General features: G+C 68.6%; 23 protein-coding genes and 1 tRNA gene. 9 read left to right on the top strand and 15 right to left on the bottom strand.

Annotated features, from left to right (window positions below):
* A complete protein-coding gene (locus tag BLW75_RS29765; protein WP_241783275.1) occupies nt 1-441 on the top strand; it encodes a hypothetical protein in 441 nt (146 codons plus the stop codon).
* 123 nt (nt 442-564) lie between these two features.
* Here the strand turns inward: BLW75_RS29765 and BLW75_RS29760 are convergent, their stop codons facing one another.
* Nucleotides 565-1,983, bottom strand: coding sequence for a S1C family serine protease (locus BLW75_RS29760; protein ID WP_034305772.1), 1,419 nt, complete (start codon nt 1,981-1,983; stop codon nt 565-567).
* An 85-nt stretch (nt 1,984-2,068) separates the two neighbouring features.
* Nucleotides 2,069-2,869 carry a DeoR/GlpR family DNA-binding transcription regulator gene (locus BLW75_RS29755; protein WP_034305775.1) on the bottom strand — a complete coding sequence of 267 codons (801 nt, stop codon included), beginning with the start codon at nt 2,867-2,869 and terminating at the stop codon, nt 2,069-2,071.
* 93 nt (nt 2,870-2,962) lie between these two features.
* Between BLW75_RS29755 and BLW75_RS29750 the strand changes: the two genes are divergently transcribed.
* Nucleotides 2,963-3,346, top strand: a complete 384-nt coding sequence (locus BLW75_RS29750) for a VOC family protein (RefSeq protein WP_034305778.1) — start codon at nt 2,963-2,965, stop codon at nt 3,344-3,346.
* On the opposite strand, the gene lspA is transcribed toward BLW75_RS29750, so the two are convergent.
* From lspA to BLW75_RS29725, 5 genes are all read right to left on the bottom strand, one after another.
* Entirely contained in the window at nt 3,324-3,842 is a 519-nt protein-coding gene (gene lspA / locus BLW75_RS29745) for a signal peptidase II (RefSeq protein ID WP_034305780.1), read from the bottom strand. The two genes, BLW75_RS29750 and lspA, sit on opposite strands and share 23 nt — an antisense overlap.
* A gap of 22 nt (nt 3,843-3,864) precedes the next feature.
* Nucleotides 3,865-5,289: a HAMP domain-containing sensor histidine kinase gene (locus tag BLW75_RS29740; protein WP_091598561.1), complete on the bottom strand. Its 1,425-nt coding sequence runs from the start codon at nt 5,287-5,289 to the stop codon at nt 3,865-3,867.
* Nucleotides 5,286-5,978: a response regulator transcription factor gene (locus BLW75_RS29735; protein WP_034305782.1), complete on the bottom strand. Its 693-nt coding sequence runs from the start codon at nt 5,976-5,978 to the stop codon at nt 5,286-5,288. The genes BLW75_RS29740 and BLW75_RS29735 overlap by 4 nt, the downstream gene beginning before the upstream one ends.
* An 85-nt stretch (nt 5,979-6,063) precedes the next feature.
* Entirely contained in the window at nt 6,064-6,678 is a 615-nt protein-coding gene (locus BLW75_RS29730) for a trimeric intracellular cation channel family protein (RefSeq protein WP_034305784.1), read from the bottom strand.
* Entirely contained in the window at nt 6,678-7,331 is a 654-nt protein-coding gene (locus tag BLW75_RS29725; RefSeq protein ID WP_034305786.1) for a response regulator, read from the bottom strand. Before BLW75_RS29725 ends, BLW75_RS29730 begins: the two co-directional genes overlap by 1 nt.
* A 371-nt stretch (nt 7,332-7,702) precedes the next feature.
* On the opposite strand from BLW75_RS29725, the gene BLW75_RS29720 reads away from it, so the two are divergent.
* Together BLW75_RS29720 and BLW75_RS29715 are read left to right on the top strand one after the other, a co-directional pair.
* A tRNA-Arg gene (locus BLW75_RS29720) sits at nt 7,703-7,775 on the top strand.
* Nucleotides 7,776-7,845: 70 nt separating this feature from the next.
* Nucleotides 7,846-8,556, top strand: a complete 711-nt coding sequence (locus BLW75_RS29715; RefSeq protein ID WP_241783256.1) for a hypothetical protein — start codon at nt 7,846-7,848, stop codon at nt 8,554-8,556.
* On the opposite strand, the gene BLW75_RS29710 is transcribed toward BLW75_RS29715, so the two are convergent.
* The 6 genes from BLW75_RS29710 to BLW75_RS29690 all read right to left on the bottom strand — a co-directional run bounded on the left by BLW75_RS29710 (nt 8,557) and on the right by BLW75_RS29690 (nt 11,789).
* Nucleotides 8,557-9,003 (bottom strand): hypothetical protein, encoded by a 447-nt coding sequence (locus tag BLW75_RS29710; RefSeq protein ID WP_241783258.1) that lies wholly within the window; start codon nt 9,001-9,003, stop codon nt 8,557-8,559.
* Between the two features lie 2 nt (nt 9,004-9,005).
* Nucleotides 9,006-9,362 (bottom strand): DUF6973 domain-containing protein, encoded by a 357-nt coding sequence (locus BLW75_RS43640; RefSeq protein ID WP_241783260.1) that lies wholly within the window; start codon nt 9,360-9,362, stop codon nt 9,006-9,008.
* On the bottom strand, nt 9,359-10,183 hold the full coding sequence (locus BLW75_RS29705; protein ID WP_241783262.1) for a hypothetical protein: 825 nt from the start codon (nt 10,181-10,183) through the stop codon (nt 9,359-9,361). The genes BLW75_RS43640 and BLW75_RS29705 overlap by 4 nt, the downstream gene beginning before the upstream one ends.
* Nucleotides 10,183-10,479: a hypothetical protein gene (locus tag BLW75_RS29700; RefSeq protein ID WP_034305792.1), complete on the bottom strand. Its 297-nt coding sequence runs from the start codon at nt 10,477-10,479 to the stop codon at nt 10,183-10,185. The genes BLW75_RS29705 and BLW75_RS29700 overlap by 1 nt, the downstream gene beginning before the upstream one ends.
* 59 nt (nt 10,480-10,538) lie before the next feature.
* Nucleotides 10,539-11,258 (bottom strand): hypothetical protein, encoded by a 720-nt coding sequence (locus BLW75_RS29695; RefSeq protein ID WP_143055367.1) that lies wholly within the window; start codon nt 11,256-11,258, stop codon nt 10,539-10,541.
* 144 nt (nt 11,259-11,402) lie between these two features.
* Nucleotides 11,403-11,789: a cupin domain-containing protein gene (locus tag BLW75_RS29690; protein ID WP_034305796.1), complete on the bottom strand. Its 387-nt coding sequence runs from the start codon at nt 11,787-11,789 to the stop codon at nt 11,403-11,405.
* A gap of 78 nt (nt 11,790-11,867) precedes the next feature.
* Here BLW75_RS29690 and BLW75_RS29685 point away from each other — a divergent pair, with 78 nt between their 5' ends.
* The gene (locus tag BLW75_RS29685) at nt 11,868-12,446 is read left to right on the top strand and encodes a TetR/AcrR family transcriptional regulator (protein WP_034305799.1); all 579 of its coding nucleotides are present in this window, start codon (nt 11,868-11,870) and stop codon (nt 12,444-12,446) included.
* Here BLW75_RS29685 and BLW75_RS29680 read toward each other — a convergent pair.
* Together BLW75_RS29680 and msrA are read right to left on the bottom strand one after the other, a co-directional pair.
* A complete protein-coding gene (locus BLW75_RS29680) occupies nt 12,417-12,887 on the bottom strand; it encodes an MOSC domain-containing protein (RefSeq protein ID WP_034305801.1) in 471 nt (156 codons plus the stop codon). The genes BLW75_RS29685 and BLW75_RS29680 overlap by 30 nt on opposite strands.
* Nucleotides 12,866-13,360 carry a peptide-methionine (S)-S-oxide reductase MsrA gene (msrA, locus tag BLW75_RS29675; RefSeq protein WP_034305803.1) on the bottom strand — a complete coding sequence of 165 codons (495 nt, stop codon included), beginning with the start codon at nt 13,358-13,360 and terminating at the stop codon, nt 12,866-12,868. The genes BLW75_RS29680 and msrA overlap by 22 nt, the downstream gene beginning before the upstream one ends.
* A gap of 108 nt (nt 13,361-13,468) precedes the next feature.
* Between msrA and BLW75_RS29670 the strand changes: the two genes are divergently transcribed.
* The 4 genes from BLW75_RS29670 to BLW75_RS29655 all read left to right on the top strand — a co-directional run bounded on the left by BLW75_RS29670 (nt 13,469) and on the right by BLW75_RS29655 (nt 20,573).
* On the top strand, nt 13,469-13,795 hold the full coding sequence (locus BLW75_RS29670; RefSeq protein WP_034305805.1) for a hypothetical protein: 327 nt from the start codon (nt 13,469-13,471) through the stop codon (nt 13,793-13,795).
* Nucleotides 13,796-13,882: 87 nt separating this feature from the next.
* Nucleotides 13,883-15,376 carry a TIGR02677 family protein gene (locus BLW75_RS29665; protein WP_034305808.1) on the top strand — a complete coding sequence of 498 codons (1,494 nt, stop codon included), beginning with the start codon at nt 13,883-13,885 and terminating at the stop codon, nt 15,374-15,376.
* Nucleotides 15,373-16,593: a TIGR02678 family protein gene (locus BLW75_RS29660; protein WP_034305810.1), complete on the top strand. Its 1,221-nt coding sequence runs from the start codon at nt 15,373-15,375 to the stop codon at nt 16,591-16,593. Before BLW75_RS29665 ends, BLW75_RS29660 begins: the two co-directional genes overlap by 4 nt.
* Complete coding sequence (locus BLW75_RS29655) at nt 16,590-20,573, top strand: TIGR02680 family protein (protein ID WP_091598558.1); 3,984 nt, start codon at nt 16,590-16,592, stop codon at nt 20,571-20,573. The genes BLW75_RS29660 and BLW75_RS29655 overlap by 4 nt, the downstream gene beginning before the upstream one ends.
* The last annotated feature ends 77 nt before the right edge of the window (nt 20,574-20,650 follow it).

Below are 20,650 nucleotides of genomic sequence, written 5' to 3'. Positions count from 1 at the left end.
ATGCGGCTACTGCTTTTCCTGCCCGGCCTCGCCGCGCTCGCGTGGGGCGCCGTGCTGTTCTCGGAGTACGCCTTCCCGCTGCGCCCGGACGTCCTCGGGACCCTCGGGTGGCTGGTCGGCGGCCCGCTGGCGCACGACCTGCTAATCGCGCCGCTGGTCGGCGCCGTGGGATTCGCCCTGAGCAGGTTCCTCCCGGAACGCTGGAAGACGCCGGTCACGACGGGCGCGGTGCTCACCGGTGTGCTGACGCTGCTCGCGTTCCCGTTGCTGTGGCGGCCTTTCGGCGCCGCCCGGAACCCGGGCCTGCACGACGCCGACACCGTCACCGGCCTGCTCGTGAGCCTGGCGGTCGTCTGGCTCGGCGTGCTCGTGGCCGTCTTCTGGAAGCGTCTCGTGAGCGGTAAGGACGGTTCTAACCGTCCTTACCACTCACGAGACTGAAAGGGGCCACGCGCGACCGGGATTGGCAGCCGGTCGCGCGTGGCCTCTTGGGGTCCGGCCCGCTGGGGGTTCGAGCCGGAGCTGGTCTCGGCCGCGCACTGCGGCCGAGCGTTTCTGGAAGGGCTAGTTCGGGGTGACGGGCTGCCCGCCGAGGGTCACCTCGATGACCTTGTCCCCGCTGAGCGTGAACTTCACCTTGTCGTTCGGCGCCCGGGTGCGGATCTCGGCGACGAGCGCGTCCGCGTTGGGGATCGAGCGGTCGTCCAGCTTCGTCACGACGTCACCGGATTTGAGGCCCGCCTTCTCGGCGGGGCTGCCCGGCGAGATCTCCCCGAGCTGCGCTCCGCCGGTCGGCGCCGTCTGCACTCGCGCGCCGATGAAGGTCTGCGTCGCCTGGCCGGTGTTGATGATGTCGTCGGCCGTGCGGCGCGCCTGGTCGATCGGGATCGCGAAGCCGATGCCGACGTTGCCGCCGCTCTCGCCGCCCTGGCCCTGCGCGGACTTCGGGCTGTAGATCGCCGAGTTGATGCCGATGACCTGGCCCGCCATGTTCGCGAGCGGGCCGCCGGAGTTGCCGGGGTTGATCGCCGCGTCGGTCTGCACCGCCGACATCACCGTGGTCTGGTCGCCGTTGCCGCCGGCGCTCACCGGCCGGTTCAGCGCGCTGACGATGCCCGAGGTGACCGTGCCCGTCAGTTCGAACGGCGAACCGATGGCGACCACCGGCTGCCCGACGCGCAGATCGTCGGAGCGGCCGAGTTCCACCGGGGTCAGGCCGCTGACGCCGCTGACCTTCACCACGGCGATATCGGTCGTCGGGTCACGGCCGACGACGGTCGCCGTCCCCTTCTTGCCGTCCTGGAACACCGCCTGGATCTGCCCGCCACCGGCGGCGACCTCGACGACGTGGTTGTTGGTCAGCACGTAGCCGTCGGTGCTGAGCACGAAGCCGGATCCCTCACCCGCGCCCGATCGCCCGGACACCTGGAGCTCCACGACGCTCGGCGACAGCTTCTGTGCCACCGCCTCGACGGAACCAGCGGGCAGATTGCCCGTCTGTTGGGCCGGCTTCGGCGCGTCGAGCGCGTTCACGGAAGAGCCGCCGGACGCGTCACCGGTCAGGTAGCCGACCGTGCCACCCGCGACACCGCCGACGACCAGCGCGATCGCCGCGACACCGGCGAGCAGCTTGCCCGGCGTGGACTTCTGCGCCTGCCGCTGCTGCGGGACCGCGTACATCGACGGCCCCGGCTGGGTGAACGGCGTCTGCTGGCCGGGGATCTGGTGTCCCTGGGTGTACTGGCCCGGGGTGTGGTGCTCCTGGGCGGGCGCTTGCTGAGTCTGAGTCTGCGACTGGGGAGCCCACGGGTTGTAGGCCTGCTGCGCTCCGGTGTGCGGAGTGGCATGGCCGCCGAGGCCGGTCGCGTCAGGCTGCTGCGACGTGGGCTGGGCCGCCCAGCTCGCGCTCTGCTCCGCGTCCGGCTGAGCGCCGGCGGGCCGCGCCTTCTCGGCGTCCTGGCCGCTGGGGTCGTTCTCGGTCATGTCTTCACCTTGCGGGATGGTCCTGAGAAGTTCCTGAGCCAAAGCTGTGCATCGCACATGAGTATGGCGTCCCCGGCCGTCGACTTCACGCTTCTTCGGCTTCTGCCGCCTCTCCTGTTTCGGCGATCATCAGCTCACCCGCCTGCTCGGTGAGCGTTTCCCTTGCCTTGTCGGACAAACCGTCGTCCGAGACGACGACGTCGGCCTCTTCGAGCCCGGCGATCGTGGAGATGCCGACGATGCCCCATTTGGTGTGGTCGGCCAGCACGACCAGCTTGCGGCCCGCTTCGACCAGCGCGCGGTCGGTCTCGGATTCGGTCAGGTTCGGTGTGGTGAACCCGGGCCCCTCGGCCATCCCGTGCACGCCGAGGAAGACGAGGTCCAGGTGCAGCGACCGCAGGCTCTGCACGGCGACCGGCCCGACCAGCGCGTCCGACGGGGTGCGGACGCCGCCGGTGAGGACCACCGTGCGATCCGGCTGGTTCACGCCGCGCAGCACGTCGGCGACCTGGATGGAGTTCGTGACGATCGTCAGGCCAGGGACCTCGTCGAGCGCCCTCGCCAGCGTCCACGTGGTGGTGCCCGCGGAGATACCGATCGCGGTGCCCGGCCGGACCAGCCCGGCGGCGAGGGCGGCGATGGCCTCCTTCTGCGCGCGCTGGCGCACGGATTTGGCCTCGAACCCGGGCTCGTCGGTGCTCTTGCCGACGACGGAGGTGGCGCCGCCGTAGACCTTCTCGACCAGTCCGCGGCCGGCGAGCACGTCGAGGTCGCGGCGCACCGTCATATCGGAGACGCCGAGCCTCGCGACGAGATCGCTGACCCGGACCGCGCCGGTCCGGCGCGCCTCCTCGAGGATCACCGCCTGTCGTTGCCGCGCGAGCACGAAGCCTCCGATAACCACACTGGATCAACTACACAAAATCCTACACGATCAAACATGGCGAGACGAGCTGAGCACCCTGCCACCATGAGGGCCATGGCCAGGCTTCGCGACATCGTCTTCGACTGCCGTCATCCGGCTTCGCTCGCCCGTTTCTGGGCGTCCGTGCTCGACGGCTACGAGGTCGCACCCTATGACGAAGAAGAGCTTGATCGCCTTCGTTCGCTGGGATTTTCGGGCCCCGAGGACGATCCTTCGGTCCTGGTCGAAGCGCCGTCGGGACCGCGGCTCTTCTTCAATTTGGTCCCGGAATCCAAGGTCGTCAAGAACCGGGTGCACCTGGACCTGACCGGAGACGACGTCGAACGCCTCGTTTTCTTGGGTGCGCGCGTACTCGCGCGTCCCGAAGACGGGCTCGTCGTGCTCGCGGATCCGGAAGGGAACGAGTTCTGCCTCGTTACTCCTCCGCCGTCTCCTTGACACCCTCGATCGGGACACCGCGGAAACTCAGCACGAAAAGCGAGACGGCGCCGAAGAACAGCGCGATGTCGGCGACGTTCCCGACGAACCAGCCGTTGTAGTCGATGAAGTCGACGACGTGGCCGCGCGCGAAGCCGGGCTCGCGGAACAAACGGTCACCCAGATGCGTCGTCGCGCCACCGAGCAGCAGCCCGAGCGAGATCGCCCAGCCCGCCGAACGGACCTTCCGGGAGATCCACAGCAGCGCGACCACCGCGGCCGCCGCCAGGATCGCGAAGATCCAGGTGGAGCCGGCGCCCAGCGAGAACGCCGCGCCCGGGTTGTAGAGCAGCCGGAACCGGATGAAGTCGCCGATCACCGGGATCGGCGCCCGGTCGGTGAGGGCGTCGACGGCCCACCATTTGGTCAGCTGGTCGGCGGCCAGCAGCACCGCGGCCACCAGCAGTGTCCACAGCAGACGGCGGGGCGGCAGCTCAGGCGCGTTCTCGGTGCTCATCACCCGTCAGAGTAATCACCTGTCAGGCGGGAGCTCCCGGGAGCCGCAAGGTCATCAGCGCGCCACCGGTGGCCGCGCGGCCCGCGTAGACGTCGCCGCCGTGCCGCTGCGCCGCGTGCTGGACGATGGCGAGACCGAGCCCGGAACCGGGCAGCGTCCGCGCCTCCGACGAGCGGTAGAAGCGGTCGAACACCTTCGGCAGGTCCTCGTCGGCGATCCCCGGCCCGGAGTCTTCGACTTCGAGCACCGCGGTGCCGTCGCCGATCGGGTACAGCCGGACCCCGACCGTCGATCCTTCCGGCGAGAACTTCACCGCGTTGTCCAGCAGATTCAGCACCGCGCGTTCCAGCGCGCTCGTGTCACCGGTCAGGACCCACGGCTGGAGCGAGACGTCGAATTCGATCTCGCCCGCGCGGCGACGCGCCCTGTCCAGCGCGCGCTCGACGACGTCGACCATCTCGACCCGCTCGTGCTCGATCCGCGGCTCGTCCTGGCGCGCCAGTTCGACGAGGTCGCCGATCAGCTGGGTCAGCTCGTCGAGCTGGCCGCGGATGTCGGCCTCGATGTCGCTGCGGTCCTCGTCGGACAGCGTCCGCGCGCCCGGCCTGCTCGCGGACAGGAGCAGCTCCAGGTTGGTGCGGAGCGACGTCAGCGGGGTGCGGAGTTCGTGGCCCGCGTCGGCGACGAGTTGCCGTTGCCGTTCCTGCGATTCGGCGACCGTGCCCAGCATCGTGTTGAAAGTCTGGGTGAGGCGGGCGAGTTCGTCGTCGCCGCTGACCGGGATCGGGCGCAGATCACCCGTGGTGGCGACGCGTTCCGCCGCCGACGTGAGTCTATCGACCGGCCGTAGGCCCGCTCTCGCGACGGCCGTTCCCGCGGCCGCGGCGACCAGGATCCCGGCGCCGCCGATCAGGAACAGGACCACGGAAAGCTCGTTCAGGGTGCGCTTCGTCGGCCCGAGCGACTGGGCGAGCACCATCGCCTGGCCGTCCCCCTGCGGGAGGGCGACGACGCGGCTGTCGGTCTTCGGGTCGGTGCGCAGGGAGAACGCCTTGTCGCCGGTGGCGACCGCGATCTCGTCCGCGCCGTACGGCGGGCGGCTGCCGGACTGCGGGAAGGTCAGCCGGATCTTTTCGCCGACCGTCAGCTGGCCGATCTGCAGGTCCGCGCTGGCCAGGAAGGCGCCGGGCACCTGCTGCAACTCGGTCTGCACCTGCGGCGAATCGACCGCGGCCTGCGCGCGGGCGAGCAGGTTGTCGTCCACCTGCTGGTAGAGGTTGTCCTTCACGACGAGATAAGCACCGAGGGACACCAACGCCACCGCGCCCGCCACCGAAGCGGCCGCGAGCAACGTAACCCGGCCGCGGAGCGAGAAGCGTCGCGTGCTCCAGCGGTCGCCGCGCGGATCCTTTTCGGACACGTCGACGACCGGGACCGGTTCGGTCACGGCGGGGTTTCCCTCAGCACGTAGCCCACTCCCCGCACCGTGTGGATCAGCCTCGGTTCGTTCCCAGCCTCGGTCTTTCGGCGCAAGTAACCGACGTAGACCTCCAGCGCGTTGCCCGACGTCGGGAAGTCGTATCCCCACACTTCCTCCAGGATCCGGCTGCGGGTCAGAACGTGCTTCGGGTAGGAGAGGAACAGCTCCAGCAGGGCGAATTCGGTCCTCGTGAGACTGATCTCCCGCCCAGCCCGGCGCACCTCGCGCGTCCCCGGGTCCAAGGTGAGGTCCGCGAACGAGAGGACCTCGGCGTTCTGTGCGGCCTGCGGATCCGGGACCGCCCGGCGCAGAAGCGCGCGAAGGCGCGCGAGAAGCTCTTCGAGCGCGAAGGGCTTCGGCAAGTAGTCGTCGGCGCCGGCGTCGAGGCCGGACACCCGGTCGGAGACGGTGTCCCGCGCGGTGAGGACGAGAATCGGCAGGTCGTCTCCGGTGCTTCGCAGCCGCCGGGCGACTTCCAGGCCGTCGAGCCGCGGCATCATCACGTCCAGCACCATCGCGTCGGGTCTGTTGGCGATGATCGCTTCAAGGGCCTGCGCGCCGTCCCCGGCCAGCTCCACCTGGTAGCCGTTGAACTCAAGGGATCGCCTGAGTGATTCACGGACGGCCCTGTCGTCGTCCACTACGAGGATGCGCATGGCGACAGTCTTACGCAGAGTGCTGAGACTCGCCTAAGAACACACACAGAACCAACAAAGGAAATCCGGCGATCCGGAAGACGTTTCAGCCGGTCTCGGGTCCTTTCGCAACAGGTGCGTTCCATCTCCGCCACAAAGCGAGCATCCGGACCCCCACCACGGCGGCGGCTGCTACCAGCGTCACCGCCCCCGGCGGCAGTCGCAGAGCGTGACCGATCACGACGAGCACGGCCCCCGCGAGCGCCGCGACCGCGTAGATCTCCTTCCGCAGCACGAGCGGGATTTCCCGCAGCAGAAGGTCACGCACAGCGCCGCCACCGATACCCGTCGTCATGCCGATCAGGCACGCCGCGTAGGGAGTGGCGCCCGCGTTCAACGCGATGGTGGTCCCCGCCGTCGCGAACACCCCGAGCCCGAGCGCGTCGGCCAGCAGGACGGCACGCCGCAGCTTCGCGATCTGCGGATGGAAGACGAACACGACCAGCGCCGTGCCGCCGCACACCGCGAGATACGGCCAGGTCCGCAGCGTCGTGGGCGGCGTGATCCCGAGCAGGACGTCACGGATGACCCCGCCACCGAGCGCGGTCGTCAATCCGACGACGACCACCCCGAAGACGTCCAACCTGGACCGCACCGCCGCGAGCGCCCCCGAAGCCGCGAACGCGATCAAGCCGAGGAACTCGAGCGCGGTGAGGATCATTACTGGTCGAGCAGGCCACCGCGGTAGGCCAGCAGCGCGGCCTGCACCCGGTTCGCCGCGCCGATCTTGGACAGGACGGCCGAGACGTAACCCTTGACCGTGGCCTCGGACAGGTGAAGGCGCCCGCCGATCTCCGCGTTGGACAGCCCCTGCCCGATCAGCCCGACGACCTCACGCTCCCGGTCGGACAGCGACGCGAGCAGCTTGCGCGCCGGCTGCGCGGCCCGCTGCTCGTCCCGATGCGACTGCACCATGCGCGCCGCGACACCAGGGTCGAGCACCGCGCCGCCGCGGGCGAGATCGCGCACGGCCCTGAGCAGCGCCGCCGGGTCGATGTCCTTCAGGAGGAAGCCGTTGGCCCCGAGCCTGAGCGCGAGACTGACGTAGTCGTCGATGTCGAACGTGGTCAACATGGCCACGGTCGGCGGATCCGGCAGCGCGAGGATGGCCCGCAGCGCGCGAATGCCGTCGTCAGGCGCCCGCATCTTGATGTCGAGCAACGCGACGTCGGGGTGGTACCGCCGGGCGACCTCGACCGCTGATCTCCCGTCGCTCGCCTCGCCCACGATCTCGATATCGGCAGCGCCCGACATCATGGCACGCAGGCCCGAACGGACCAGTTCCTCGTCGTCGGCGAACATGAGCTTGATCAACGAAGCCCTCCGGCAGCCGGGGGAGCGGCGTCTCGCGTCCCGTTAACGAAGATTACCTACTGTTGTTCAGGGTTTCGAAACCAGACACGGACGAGTGACCCGCGCGGGTCATCTGTGTCGATCTAGCGCTCGATTCAGACCCTGGTTTGCCGGGCTTGAGTGTCGCTGCTCCTGGATGGATCCGCAGGTCGAGTGTCACTGAGCGGCCAGTGTCGCGGTTCGGCCACATGCCCGCTTGCGGGCTCTTGGGCAACCGCCGTTCGGGGCATTCGGGGGTTTCACCGAGCCGGCCGCTGCTCCGCCCGGGTGTGACTTGCGACCTCGCGCTCGGGCGGCTCCGGCCACCCGGTAGGCTGCGCGTGGCAGTACATGCCCTCGTAGCTCAGGGGATAGAGCACCGCTCTCCTAAAGCGGGTGTCGCAGGTTCGAATCCTGCCGGGGGCACATCGCTGAACTGATTGCCCGATCGGCGGCAGCCAGACGGCTTCCTCTTACATAGCCTCTCTTCGGGAACGTGACCATGGTCGCGGAGGGTGGAATAGTGGGCCGACGAATCGGCGGGGCGGGCGGCGGTTCGGATCCGGGAAAAGGCAAGGGCACGGGAACGCTTGTCGCGGCGACCGCATTCGTTCTCGTTGTCGCGGGGGGCACCACCGGAGCGATCAGCATCGGCGGCGGAGCAACCGGAAGCGGCACCGCGGTCGACAGTGCCTTCTCACGCGATCTGAACACTCGCAAGAATGCAGGCAAGAAGTCCGCCAAGAAAGGGAGAGCGGACGAGGCATGGAATCGTCTTGGCTTGCGATCAATCAAGAAAACCCTGAAGAGCGATGTCAAATGCCTTGCTGCGTCCACTGACAAGGTCCGGGAATTCCTCCTGCGCACACCATGTGAGTCGCTCACCCGATCTCTGCTGCTGGTCGGCGATGACCGCGGCAACACCGCGGCGATCTCGGTCGTCTGGGTCTCTTTTCACGACCGAGCCGACGCAACGGCCTTCGAGCGAGTGGAAAGGGTACATGGAAACGGCGACATAAAACCGCTGGCCCCCACGGCGCTGAATCTGGCCGACGTCCGCTTCACCGGACACCACTTCGACTCCTGTCGAGACGGCCGTGTGGTGACTGTGGCGGAAGCGGAGATTATGAACGGCCACCTCGACAACACTGATCTCGATGTGCTGACCGAAGTCGCGGTTTGGCTTCCGAACCCTGACGCGCTCTGATCAGCCGCCTGCGGGACGCCCGTCCGGGTCCGTCATCGTGATCGCCCCACCCTGCGCCCGCAGCACGACATCGGCCCGATACTTCCCCTCACCGAGAGCGGCGAGAGTGCCGAGGCTGACCATCCGAGTGGTGGCACCGTCCCGGTCGAACACCAGCAGATTGCCGTCCTGAACGTAGTCCCCGCTGTGCGTGCCATCGCCCTCGACGGTGACGGGCCTGCCGAGCTCGCGTTCGATTCGCGCGCCTGAAGCGGGGCCGGTGAGTATGTGCACCGACGTCCAGTCGCCGGGTGCCAGCTCCTTGAGCGGTCGCGAGCCGTCTGTCCTGGCGAGATCGCCGATCGCCTTTTCGAGACCTTCGTCGAATTCCACTGTCACTCCTGGGGTGCTCGGGCCACAGCCCGCCATGAAGGCGAGCAGGGCGAGCAGAGTCACTATCAAGCGCATGGTCAGTATTGGTCCGGATACGCCGACGGGTCGCCGGGGTCGTGGTCGTCGTTGCGCCCCGGATTGTCCGTGGGCCAAGGCTTGTTCTTGGTTTCGCGGGTCTCGCCTGGAGGCGATTCGTTGGACGATACCAGTGTGTCGTTCTTGTCGAGGACCACCATTTTGCCGTCCTTGACGGCTTGTTCGATCAGGGTCGCCATCTGCTCGGGACTGGCGTCCGGGTTGGCCCGGGCGATCGCGCGGCCGACTTCGTTGTTGTGCAGGTCCATGGCCACCGGGACATGGTGGCTGCTCGGGTTCCGCTCGTGCGCGGTGGCGAAGTCGCGGGCCCATTCTTCTCCGTACCGCTGCGTCATCATCGCGTTCCAATAAGGTGACGGAACGCGTCGGCGTGGCCGTCGGTCAGGCCTTTGCCCTCGAACTTGCCTTCGGCGACGTGCAGGGCGTCCTGCCGGATGTCAGCGAATTCCTTGAGCCCGAGCAAGCCCTTGCGCATTTGCAGGTCGTCGAGCAACTTGGCTTCGGACTGGGTGATCTTCTCCTTCGAGAAACCCGCCCGTTCCGCGAGCCAGCCGGTCAAGCCGCTCGGCCACACAGTCGTGCCGTCTGTCTTGACCTGGTATTTCGCCAGGAGATCTCGATGCCGTTGTTCGTCGGCGATGCGGTCTTCGCCTGCCGCGGCGGCCGCAGCCAAGGTTGTCGCGCCGGCGTCACCGATCTCGCCTGCCATGATGCGCTTGAGCACGGAGTTCAGTTCGGTGTCGATCTGGCCGGCGCGGGCCAGGATGGCTTCCACCTCGACTTGCAGGAGCACGCTGGAGAGAAACCCGGTGGCTTCCTCGGTCTCGACGACCTTGCCGTTGTCGATCCGGAAACCGTTCTTGGCGGCGAAGTCCTCGGTCGTCTCGACGCTGCGCACCAGATCGCGCACAGCCTGCTCCGTGTCGTCGATGATCTTCACGGCCGCGGACAAGCGCGCCGCCAGATCCTCGAGTTCCTGGCATCGGGCGCGAAGGTTCTCGGCCGCCGCGTCCGCTGCTTCCCCGGCCCAACCGACGGGCTTGGCACCGTCGATCTCGTCCTGCAACCCGAGCACCTGGCGGTTCTGCGCGGCCAAGTGGTCACCGATCTGTCCTACCCCATCAGCCTTCCATTGGCTGACATCGGCCCACGTGACCATCATCGACCACCTGTCCCGTCGAATTCCTGTTCACCGGCGTCGTCCCGAACCCGGTACGCGGTCGCGGCGGTGGTCAGCGATGCCGCGTAGGAATCCACCCCCTTCGCCCAGACACCGATCGAGTTCTCCCAATGTGGACCGAGCTCGGCGGCGGTCTTCGCCGACTCGCTTCCGGTCAATGCGCCGGAAAGCGCCGCCACGCGTTCCAGATCCAGCTCGCGAACGATTCCCGCGGCTCGTTTGGCCTGATCGGCCGCGTCGCGCAGGGCTTTTGGATCAGCTTCGAACCCCGTCATTTACCCCTCCCCCTCGATTTGAGGCTACTTGTCCTGTTTGAGAGGTTCAAGGGTTCGATTCAGTCGGCAGTCACCGAAGTTTCCGCCGACGGCAAAGCGGGCAGGAGCCCTGGAACCGCGTCAGGTTGCCTGCCGTGGAAATCGGCGTGGTGGAGCCAGCCTTGCGGCAGCCAGCCACCCGTCACCAGTTGCGGATGCTGCCGATGCTGATCGAGCGCCCAGCTGACGAACACCAGCTCCGCATAGTCCGACTGCAGAAGCCGCGAAATGGGGCCTTGGGTGCTCTCCCCCGTGAAATGCAAAGTCGCCGGGGCCACGATGCTCGCCGAGGTGATAGCGCTCCAGTGCCACCTGAGCACCTGTGGCGTGTACATGTAGAAGCCGTAACTGCTGACATAGAGGGAACCCCGGGTCATCGGCACCCATCGGGGCACCGCAGCCGCCTGCGCGGCCGTACGTGCCCGAGACTTGGCGACGGCGCCACCGATCAGCGAGCCGGCGACCAAACCCAGCCCCACCGCTCCAGTACCGAAGACCATCGGCGTATTGACTTGCCAGCTCCCGTCGCCCAGCGCTCGAAAGTCGGACAGAATGAATTGCCCTACCGCCCACAGCCGTTCGTCATCGGCGTTGACCGCCGGAAAGGGAGCGAGCACTTCGGGCGTCTGACTGAGATCGTGGCCGCCCGCCAGCATGGCCGCGAGATAGCAGGTGTAGCGCAGCACCTCGTCGCGTTGGGTCCACGGAGGAGGGCCGCTTGCTTTCGTTTTCTTCCTCATTCCGAACCCCCTCCGGCGATCAACGTACGCCGCAGGATAGCAATGGGTCACAAGCTCGGATCAGGTATTCCAGGTACGCCAAGCGGGTGTCGAAATCATATGAATCCGCAAGAAACAGCGACCGATACCACGATTTTCGAAACTTCAGGCCTTGTGGAAGTCGTCGAGGCGATGGGCTTCGGCTGAAGATTCCGTAGCCGCCAACCAATGCGGATAGGTGACATAGACCAGTTCCGTGTCCTCATCGGCCACGTAGATGAGCTCGGTCCCCGCCCGCAGATAGATCACCTCGCCCGCGCGAGCCGTCACCGAACCCGAAGGGCCCTCGACAGTGAAGACGCCCGAAGTGATGACGAGGGTCTCGTCGTAGGTCATCTTCCACGGGTTCTTCTCGCCCTTCCCGTAGCGGGCGAAGCCGACGGACATGGCCGCGCCGCTGTCTTGCGCGAGGACGTCGGCCAGGAAGATCTGCTGGTCGAGCCGCTGGAACCAGGTCGAAGCGTCGTCGCTGGTGAAGTGTTCGACGGGCATCCGCATCTCCTTAAGTGGAAGTTCTTCCACTTAGTTAACTGGAGAAAGTTCCACTTGTCCACCGGTTAGGCTGACCGAGTGCTTCCCATCGCAGGCTCCGGGCCGATAGAGCGGGCGGACGCGGCTCGCAACCGGCAGAAGATCGTCCGCGCGGCGGCCAAGCTCGTTGCGGCCAAAGGGATCGACGGGCTCGCGTTGGACGAGGTCGCGGCGGAGGCGGGCGTCGGGATCGGGACCGTGTATCGCCGGTTCCCGGACAAGGGCGCGTTGGCGCAGGCGCTGCTCGACGAGAACGAGCGCGAGTTCCAGGAGGCGTTCATCAGCGGGCCGCCGCCACTGGGGCCCGGAGCGCCGGCAGCCGAGAGGCTCGGGGCGTTTCTCGAAAGGTACGTCGACAGGCTCGAGACTCATGGCGAGCTGCTGATGGTCGCGGAGACCGAGACGCCGATGGCCCGGTTCGTGACCGGCGCGTACCGGCTGCACCACAGTCACCTGGTCGCGTTGATCAGCGAAATCGAGCCGGAAACGGACGCGCATTTCAGGGCCGACGCGCTGCTCGCGCCACTGGCGGCGGCGCAGTACGCCTACCAGCGGCAAAGCATGACAACGGAACAGATCAAAAGGGGCCTAGTAGATCTCTACCGGCCCAACGCGTAAGACGCCGTCGTCCAGTGGCTCGCACCGCTTCCCGCCGCGGCCCCGCAAAGCGGCGAAAGTCCCGCGAGGGTAGACGACGTCCATCCAAGCGCAGGGATTCGCGGGCCGGTGGACCTCGAAGCGCACCGGACCGTCGCCCGAGTCCAAAGCCACCACCGAACCCCGCGGCAGAGCATCGACGTCGAACCCCGAAAGCACGATGTTCCGCCTAGCCAGCAGCGGATCACCAGGCACGGACGCGGAGAACAGCGTGACCGCGGCGGAACGATGCGCGGGGTGGTTGAAGTACCGGTCCCCCACCAGCCCCAGTCCCGCGCGAACCTCGACATGGTCGCGCGAGACCGGGGACGGATCAGGGCGCGGCCCCGAGGAGGGACGGCCCTCGTACGCATGCACCGAAGAGACGTGCAGCGCGACGATCAGCGCTCGCCGAGCTGCCATTCCGGCCGCACGTAGTGGCAGGTGTAGCCGTTCGGGATGCGCTCCAGGTAGTCCTGGTGCTCCGGTTCGGCTTCCCAGAAGTCACCGGCCTGGGTCACCTCGGTGACGACCTTGCCCGGCCACTTGCCGGAGGCGTCGACGTCCGCGATCGTCTGCTCGGCGACCTGCTTCTGCTTGTCGTCGGTGTAGAAGATCGCCGACCGGTAGCTCGTGCCGATGTCGTTGCCCTGGCGGTTGCGGGTCGTCGGGTCGTGGATCTGGAAGAAGAACTCCAGGATCTGCCGGTACGAGAGCTGCGCCGGGTCGAAGACGATCTCGATGCCTTCGGCGTGCGAGCCGTGGTTGCGGTAGGTCGCGTTCGGCACGTCGCCGCCGGTGTAGCCGACCCTGGTGGAGACGACCCCGGGGTGCCGGCGGAACAGGTCCTGCATACCCCAGAAGCAGCCGCCCGCGAGAACAGCCTTTTCCGTCACTGTGGATCTCCTTCGGTCGTTGACACCCAGTACAACGTGTCGCACCGTCCCTGTCATCCCCGTCCGAGTGTGACGGAACGCTTACGTCCACCGTGCGTCTCACGGTAGGTGAAAACCCTGCTCGCGGTCCTTGCCCTCCTTCTCGCAGGCTGTGCGACGACCCCGCCAAGCCCGACACCGGAAGACGCCTTCCGGTTCGGCGGGATCTCCATGCCGTCGAGCGGCAAGGTGCTGGAGACGCAGTACGACCGCGGCATCGACTCGAGATACGTCGTCATCCTCACCCTTCCGGCGGAGGACGTGCCCAAGCTGCTCGAAGCGTCGAACTTCGCGCCCGGTGACCTGGAGGACGACCGGGTCGTCGACGGTCGCCACGTCTACCGCAAGGTCACCGTCGAGGGGACCACAGTGCGCCTCGAGATGTTCACGACGTGAGCACTCTGCGTGAAAAAGATGGGCCATTCGAACTCGCCTGGGTGACCCCCTAACGTGTAGCTCCACGCACCAGCCGCCGGAGGACGCATGGATCCGATCCGTGTTCCGCCCGAGATGTTCCGTTTCACCGACGGCAGCAGATCCGGGCTCCCCCTGGCGATCCTGCACGCCTTCGGCGAGGCGAACGAGCGGCTCGAGACGGCGCTCGGGATCGACGACGTCCGCACGAGGCTGCGCGAGGTCGGCTGGCTGGAGACGCTGGACGACGAAGACCTCGTCAAAGCGCTGGACCAGCTGAGGAGCCAAGGCCACCTCGACGTCGTCCAGAGCCACGCGGGCGACTATCGGACCGCGTCGGAGTACGAGCGCCGCAACCTCCAGTACTCGCTCAGCCGGCAGGGCGAAGCGGCGTACGCGGGGGTGGTCCGTGCGAACGAGGTGCTCAACGCGTCCGGGGCGCTCCAGACGGCGACGCTCGAGGCGCTGGGTGAGCGGCTCGGCGAGCTCGCGAAGCAGCTCGAAGACGGCACGGACCGGCGTGTGTTCAGCACGCTCACCGAGGTCGAGAGCCACCTCGAAGCGTTCCGCGACAACACCAAACGCTTCAACGGCGACCTCCAGCGCCTCCTGCACGCCGAAGCCGACCTCGCGACGTTCCACGAGGTCAAGGCGGCCACGGTCACGTATCTGCAGGAGTTCCTGAACGACCTGGAGCATCACACGCACACGATCGCCACCCGGATCAAGGAGATCGACGACCACGGCGTCGAGCGGGTGCACCGGCGGGCGCTCAACGGAGCGTCGCTGCCGAACCCCGATGCGCGCTGGATCGACGTCCGCAAGGCGCGCTGGGACGGCCTTCGCGCGTGGTTCCTGCCCGAGGACGGGGCGACGCCGCGGGTCGAGGACCTTCATCGCCTCGCGCGGCGGGCGATCATCACGCTTCTCCAGGTCCTGGACCGGATCACCGAATCGAGGCGGCGCGCGAGCAGCGCGGTCGCGGATTTCCGCGAGCTGGCGCGATGGTTCACCGTCGTCCCGGCGCAGGAGGACCTGCACCGCCTGTGGTCCACGATGTTCGGGCTGAGCTCCGCGCGGCACGCGCATCTCGCCCACGCGGATCCGGAAGTGGTCAGCACGACGGCGTCGTGGCTCGACGCGCCGCCGGTCGAGGTGTCGGAACTGCTGCGCTCCGCGGGCCGCACCGAGCGGTTCACCAGGACCGGACGGGTCCGCGACGTCAGCGCGATCAGGGCGGCACGGGTCCAGCAGGCGATCGCGGAGCGCGCCGAACTCGAAGCGGCGTGGAACATGCTCGACACCGGCGGCGTCGTGCGGCTTTCGGCGTTCGAGAAGCTGGACCACAGCGTTTTCGAGCGGCTGCTCGACCTGCTGGGTCAAGCGCTGGGCAGTGCCGTCGGCGCGGACGGCACCCGGCGGAGCACGACGTCCGACGGCCAGATCGAGATCGTCCTGCGGCCGCCGCAGAACGGCGCGGTCGCGCGCCTGACCACCACGAGCGGTGTCTTCCGGGGCCCCGACTACGAGATCGAGATCAGTACGGCCGGAGGCGGTGCGTGAGCCTCACCAACCAACTGGTCATCGCGGAGCGCGAAGAGGTCGCGCGCGGGATCCGGGCCCTGCTGGCCACCCCGTTGATCGGCGAACGCGGCTCCCCCGAGACCTTCGACCTCATCCGCCGCCGCCGCGAGCCCATCCGGCAGTGGTTCGACTACTACTGCGGCTGGACGCTCACCGTCGAACCGCGGCTCGGCTACGCGCGGCTGGTCAAGGTCCGCGCGGCCACCGATCCCACGCGTCCGGCGAGGCGGCTGCGCTCCGGGCGCGCCGCGTTCGACCGCCGCCGCTACGTCCTGCTGTGCGTGGTGGCCGCCGAACTGCTGACCGTGCCGGTGACCACCATCGGCCTGCTCGCCGGCCGCGTCGCGCAGGCGAGCGCCGCCGACGATCTCGTCACCACCTTCGACGTCGCCACCAGGGCGGAGCGCCTCGCCTTCGTGGACGTCCTCAAGCTGCTGGAGTCCTACGGCGTCCTCGAAGCCGCCGACGGCGATCCGGAGTCCTTTGTGGACGATCCGGCGGCGAAGGTGCTGTTCCGGGTGGACGCGACCCTGTTGCTGCGGTTGCTCGCCGCGCCGGTCGGACCGTCGCAGCTGGCCGTGCCCGCCGACGACGTCGCGCTGCGGTTCGAGGAACTGCTGGAGGCGGTGTCGCACGAGCAGCGCTACGGCCTCTCGTCGGGCCGCCACGAGGACACGCCGAGCGCGTCGGACGTCCAGCGGAACCTGTGGCTCCGGCACACGGTCTTCCGCCGTCTGGTCGACGACCCGGTGCTGTACTTCGCCGAACTGACCGCGGAAGAGCGCGCGTACCTCGGGACGCCGACCGGACGCCAGTTGCTGCGGCGAGCCGCGGAGCAAGGCGGTTTCGTCCTCGAAGAACGCGCGGAGGGGGTGCTGCTCGTCGACGTCGACGGGCTGGCCACCGACGAGCGGTTCCCGGACGACGGCAGCAACGCCAAGGTCGCCGCGCTCCTCCTGCTCGACGCGCTCGACGAGCCGAGGACCACCGATTACCTGCAGAAGGCCACCGCCAAGCTGCTGAAACGCTTCCCGCGCTGGGCCAAGACGTACCGGGGCAAGGACGGTGTGCGGCGGCTGACCGTCGACGCGCTCGCCGTGCTGACCGGCTTCGGCCTGATCCGCACCGAAGCCGAACTCGTCCGGCCGCTCCCGGCCGCCGCGAGGTACACCGACCGCACCGAGGAGGCGCCGTGACCGTGACGAGGTGGATGCCCTCCCGTGCGGGCATTCTCAACATCTGGCGCTACTACGACGAGATCTTCGAGTTCCACGACGGGCGCCTGCTGTTGCGCGGGCCCAACGGGAGCGGGAAGTCGAAGGCGCTGGAGCTGCTGCTGCCGTTCCTGTTCGACGCGAGCCTGCGCGCCAACCGGCTGTCGACCTTCGGCACCAGCGAACGCAGCATGCACTGGAACCTGATGGGCGAGGGCGCTTCCGGCGCCACCCGCGTCGGGTACGTCTGGCTCGAATTCGGCATGGCGGGCGAGAAATGGTTCACCTGCGGCGCGCGGCTTCAGGCCAGCACGCACACCAGCACGGTGCACGCCGACTTCTTCACCACCGATCTGCGCGTGGGCGACGGTTTGCCGCTGGTCAACGAGGCAGGCCAGCCGCTGACCAAGAACGCGCTGGAGGAAGCCCTCGGCGACCACGGCACCGTGCACGACGGCGCGGCCGAGTACCGCGCGGCGATCCGCGCGAAACTGTTCCCCACCTTGAGCGAACAGCGCTACGACGCGCTGATCACCGCGCTGCTCCAGCTGCGGATGCCCAAGCTCTCGCAGCGGCTCGACCCGAGCCTGCTGTCCAATCTGCTCTCCCGCGCGCTTCCTCCGTTGGGGCAGCAGGAGATCGCGGATCTCGCCGAGGGTTTCGAGCGGCTCGACGCGCAACGCGAACGGCTGGGCTCGCTGGAGACCGAAGTCGACGCGACCCGCGCGCTCGCCGCGCGGCAGAAGACCTACGCCCAGCGTGTGCTGCGCGCGGGCGCCGCGAACCTCATCGCCGCGACCACCGAACTCGACGAACTCGCCGCGGCCGCCCGCCGTTCGGCGGAGGAGTACGACGAGGTCGCCGCGAAGAAGGAAGCCGCCGAGGAACGGGCGGCGAAGCTCGAAAAGGACGTCGAGGAGACCGAAGCCCGCCTGTCCGGGCTGACCGAATCCGAGTCGTACCGCAAGGGCCAGGAGCTCGACAAGCTGCGGCAACGGGCCCTGTCCACGCGCGAAAAGGCGGAAGCACTGCGCGCGGACGCGGATCGGCTCCGTGCCGAGGCGGACGCCGACGAGGAGCGTTCACGGGCGGCGAAGCAGGTCGCGAAACGGCAGGCCGATCTCGTGCGCTCGCTGGAGACCGAGGTCCGTGCCGCCGCGACCCGCGCGAACCTGGCCGGGGTGCACGACGAACTCGTCGCCGGGCTGGGTGAACCGGCCCGGCTCCGTCCGTTGCTGCAGGCCGCCGTCCGCGGCAAGCGCGACCAGGTCGAAACGCTCGGCCGGGCGCTGGACAGGCACGAACTCGCGGTCGGGCGGCGTCACGCGGCCGAGGCGGATCTCGACCGCGCGCGGTCGGATTTCTCGGCCGCGCAGGAGCGGCTGGACCTCACGACGGCGACGCGGGAACTCGCGCTGAGCGATCTGCGCACCCGGCTCGCCGAATGGGCGATCGGCTGCCGCGAGCTGCGGTTCCCCGACGTGGAAGCGGTCGTCCGGGATGCCGAGGCGGAGGTTTCGCTGGTGAGCAGGCTCGGCGTCGTCGCCGAGACGGTGCTCGAAGACATCGTCCGGCGGGAGACGGCGACCGGTGCCGCGCTGGCCACCGCGCGCGCCGAGCACGACGAACTCCTCGTCGAGGCCGGCGTGCTCGAAACGGAGGACGTCCTCACGCCCGAACCGCCGCGCACCCGCACGACGGACCGCACCGAGATGAGCGGCGCGCCGCTGTGGCGCCTGGTCGATTTCGCGGGCACGGTCCCGGAAAGCGCCCGGGCGGGGATCGAGGCCGCGCTCGAAGGCGCCGGCCTGCTGGACGCCTGGGTGAACTCCCACGGCGTCGTCGACGGACACGACGTGCTCGCGGAGACCGGGACGCTGCCGGTGGCCACCGGCAGGTCACTCGCCGACGTCCTCGTACCCGAACCCGACGCGGAGCTTTCCCCGGCGAAGATCCGCCGGATCCTGGAAGTGATCGCCTTCGACGACACGCTCCCCGCCGGGCCCGCCGCGATCGGGGCGGACGGCGCCTGGCGGATGGGCGGCCTGTCGGGCAGCTGGGCGAAGGACGCCCCGGCGTACATCGGCGCGCCCGTCCGCCTTCGCGCGCGGGAGCGCCGGATCGCCGGACTGCGGGACAAAATCTCTCTCCGCGAGAAGACCATCGCCGAGCTGGAGAGTGAGCTGGCCGCGCTGCGCGGCAGGCGCGAGCTGATCAAGATCGAACGCGCCGCCCGCCCCAGTCACGAAGATCTCTTTGCCGCGACGGGAGAACTGACCGCGGCCGAGGCCGAGTTGACCGCCGCCGACGCCGCCGTCCGGCACTTGGAGACCGCCGTCTCCGCGCTGGAGATCGAGGCGAAGACCGCGCTGCACGAGCTGACCGCCCAGGCGTCGGAGAGCGGGCTGCCCTCCGAACGCGCGCCGCTGGCCGCGCTCGCCCCGGCCCTGCGCACCTACTCCGACCAGGGCGAGAACTGGTTGTACGAGCACGGGAACCTGCTCACCGCGACCCAACGGGCCGAGCTGTGCGCCGAACAGGCGGACCGGTCGGAGGCGAACGCGGCCCGGCGCGAGGACGAGGCTTCCGAGGCGGAGGCCGAACGCGTCAAGCTCACGGCGATGCTCGAAGCGATCGAAGGAACCGCGGGCAGCGGTCAGCGCGAGGTGCTCGCCGAAATCGAGGGGCTTCGCACGAAACTGCGTGAACTCTCGGGCGAACTCCGCGCCGCGAACGCCGACGCCAAGGAGCTCGCGGTGTCGTTGGGCGCGCTCGGCGTCCGCCGCACGACCGACGCACGGGCCCGCGAGGACGCCGCCAAGAAGCAGGACGCGGCCGCGCACCGGTTCCGGAAGCTCGCGACCGGCGTCTTCCCCGCCGACGGCGGGATCGAGGATCTGCCGAAGTTCCAGGCCACCCTGTCCGCCTCCGACGGGGTGCGGTCGGCGCTCGAAACGGCGCGGCTGGTGGCCGCGGCGTGGCCGTCCGTGCCACACGCGCCGAGGAACCTCGGCGAGGCGCTGCACCGGCTCTCCGAGGCCGTGCACACCTGCCGGAACACTCTCAGCTCGCGGGCGGAACTCGATCTGGAGACCGACGAGGACGTCCAGATCTTCACCGCCGTCGTCGACGGGCTGCGGGTCGGCGCGGCCGAACTGCTGAAGATCCTCTACGCGGAAGCGGAACAGAGCAGGCACGAGATCACCGACCGGGAAAGCGACCTGTTCGACAAGACGCTGACCGGCGACACGCGCCGCCATCTCGCGGCCCGGATCCGGCAGGCCAACGACCTCGTCGACGGCATGAACGCGCGGCTGGAACGCGTGCGGACCGCGTCCAGGGTCGCCGTCCGGCTGGTCTGGCAGGTCTCCCCCGATCTGCCGCCGGGCACCAAGACCGCGCGGGATCTGCTGCTGAAGGATCCGGATCAGCTGACCGCCGAGGATCGCGCGTCCCTGCACAAGTTCTTCCGGGAACGCGTCGAACAGGCGAAGGCGGACGACACGGCGACCAGCTGGGAACAGCAGCTCGCGCAGGTCTTCGACTACACGTCCTGGCACCGGTTCGTGGTCAAGGTGGACCGCGCGAACGGCGCGGGATGGCAGCTGCTGACCAAGAAACTGCACGGCGCGCTTTCCGGTGGGGAGAAGGCGATCGCGCTGCATCTGCCGCTGTTCGCCGCCGTCGCCGCGCACTACCAGGCCGCGCCCGAAGCACCGAGGGTCATCCTGCTCGACGAGGTGTTCGTCGGCGTCGACACCACCAACCGGGGGCAGGTGTTCGGCCTGCTGTCCGAACTCGACCTGGACCTGATGCTGACGTCGGACCACGAATGGTGCACCTACGCCGAACTCGGCGGCGTCGGAATCCACCAGCTCATCACCGGCGGCGACGGTGACGACGCGGTCACCACGGCCCGGTTCACCTGGAACGGTCACGACCTCGCGCCCGCGGGGCATTAGCCTGAGCGGCCCCAAAGCCGGGCGCAGCGGGGTTCTTTCCGCCGTTCGTCCTTGTGCGGCGCGGGACCGCTCGCTAC

This window comes from Amycolatopsis lurida, assembly GCF_900105055.1.
Taxonomy (GTDB): Bacteria; Actinomycetota; Actinomycetes; order Mycobacteriales; family Pseudonocardiaceae; genus Amycolatopsis; species Amycolatopsis lurida.
The sequence above is the reverse complement of the archived record's forward strand: the minus strand, read 5'-3'. Positions and strand labels throughout refer to the sequence as shown.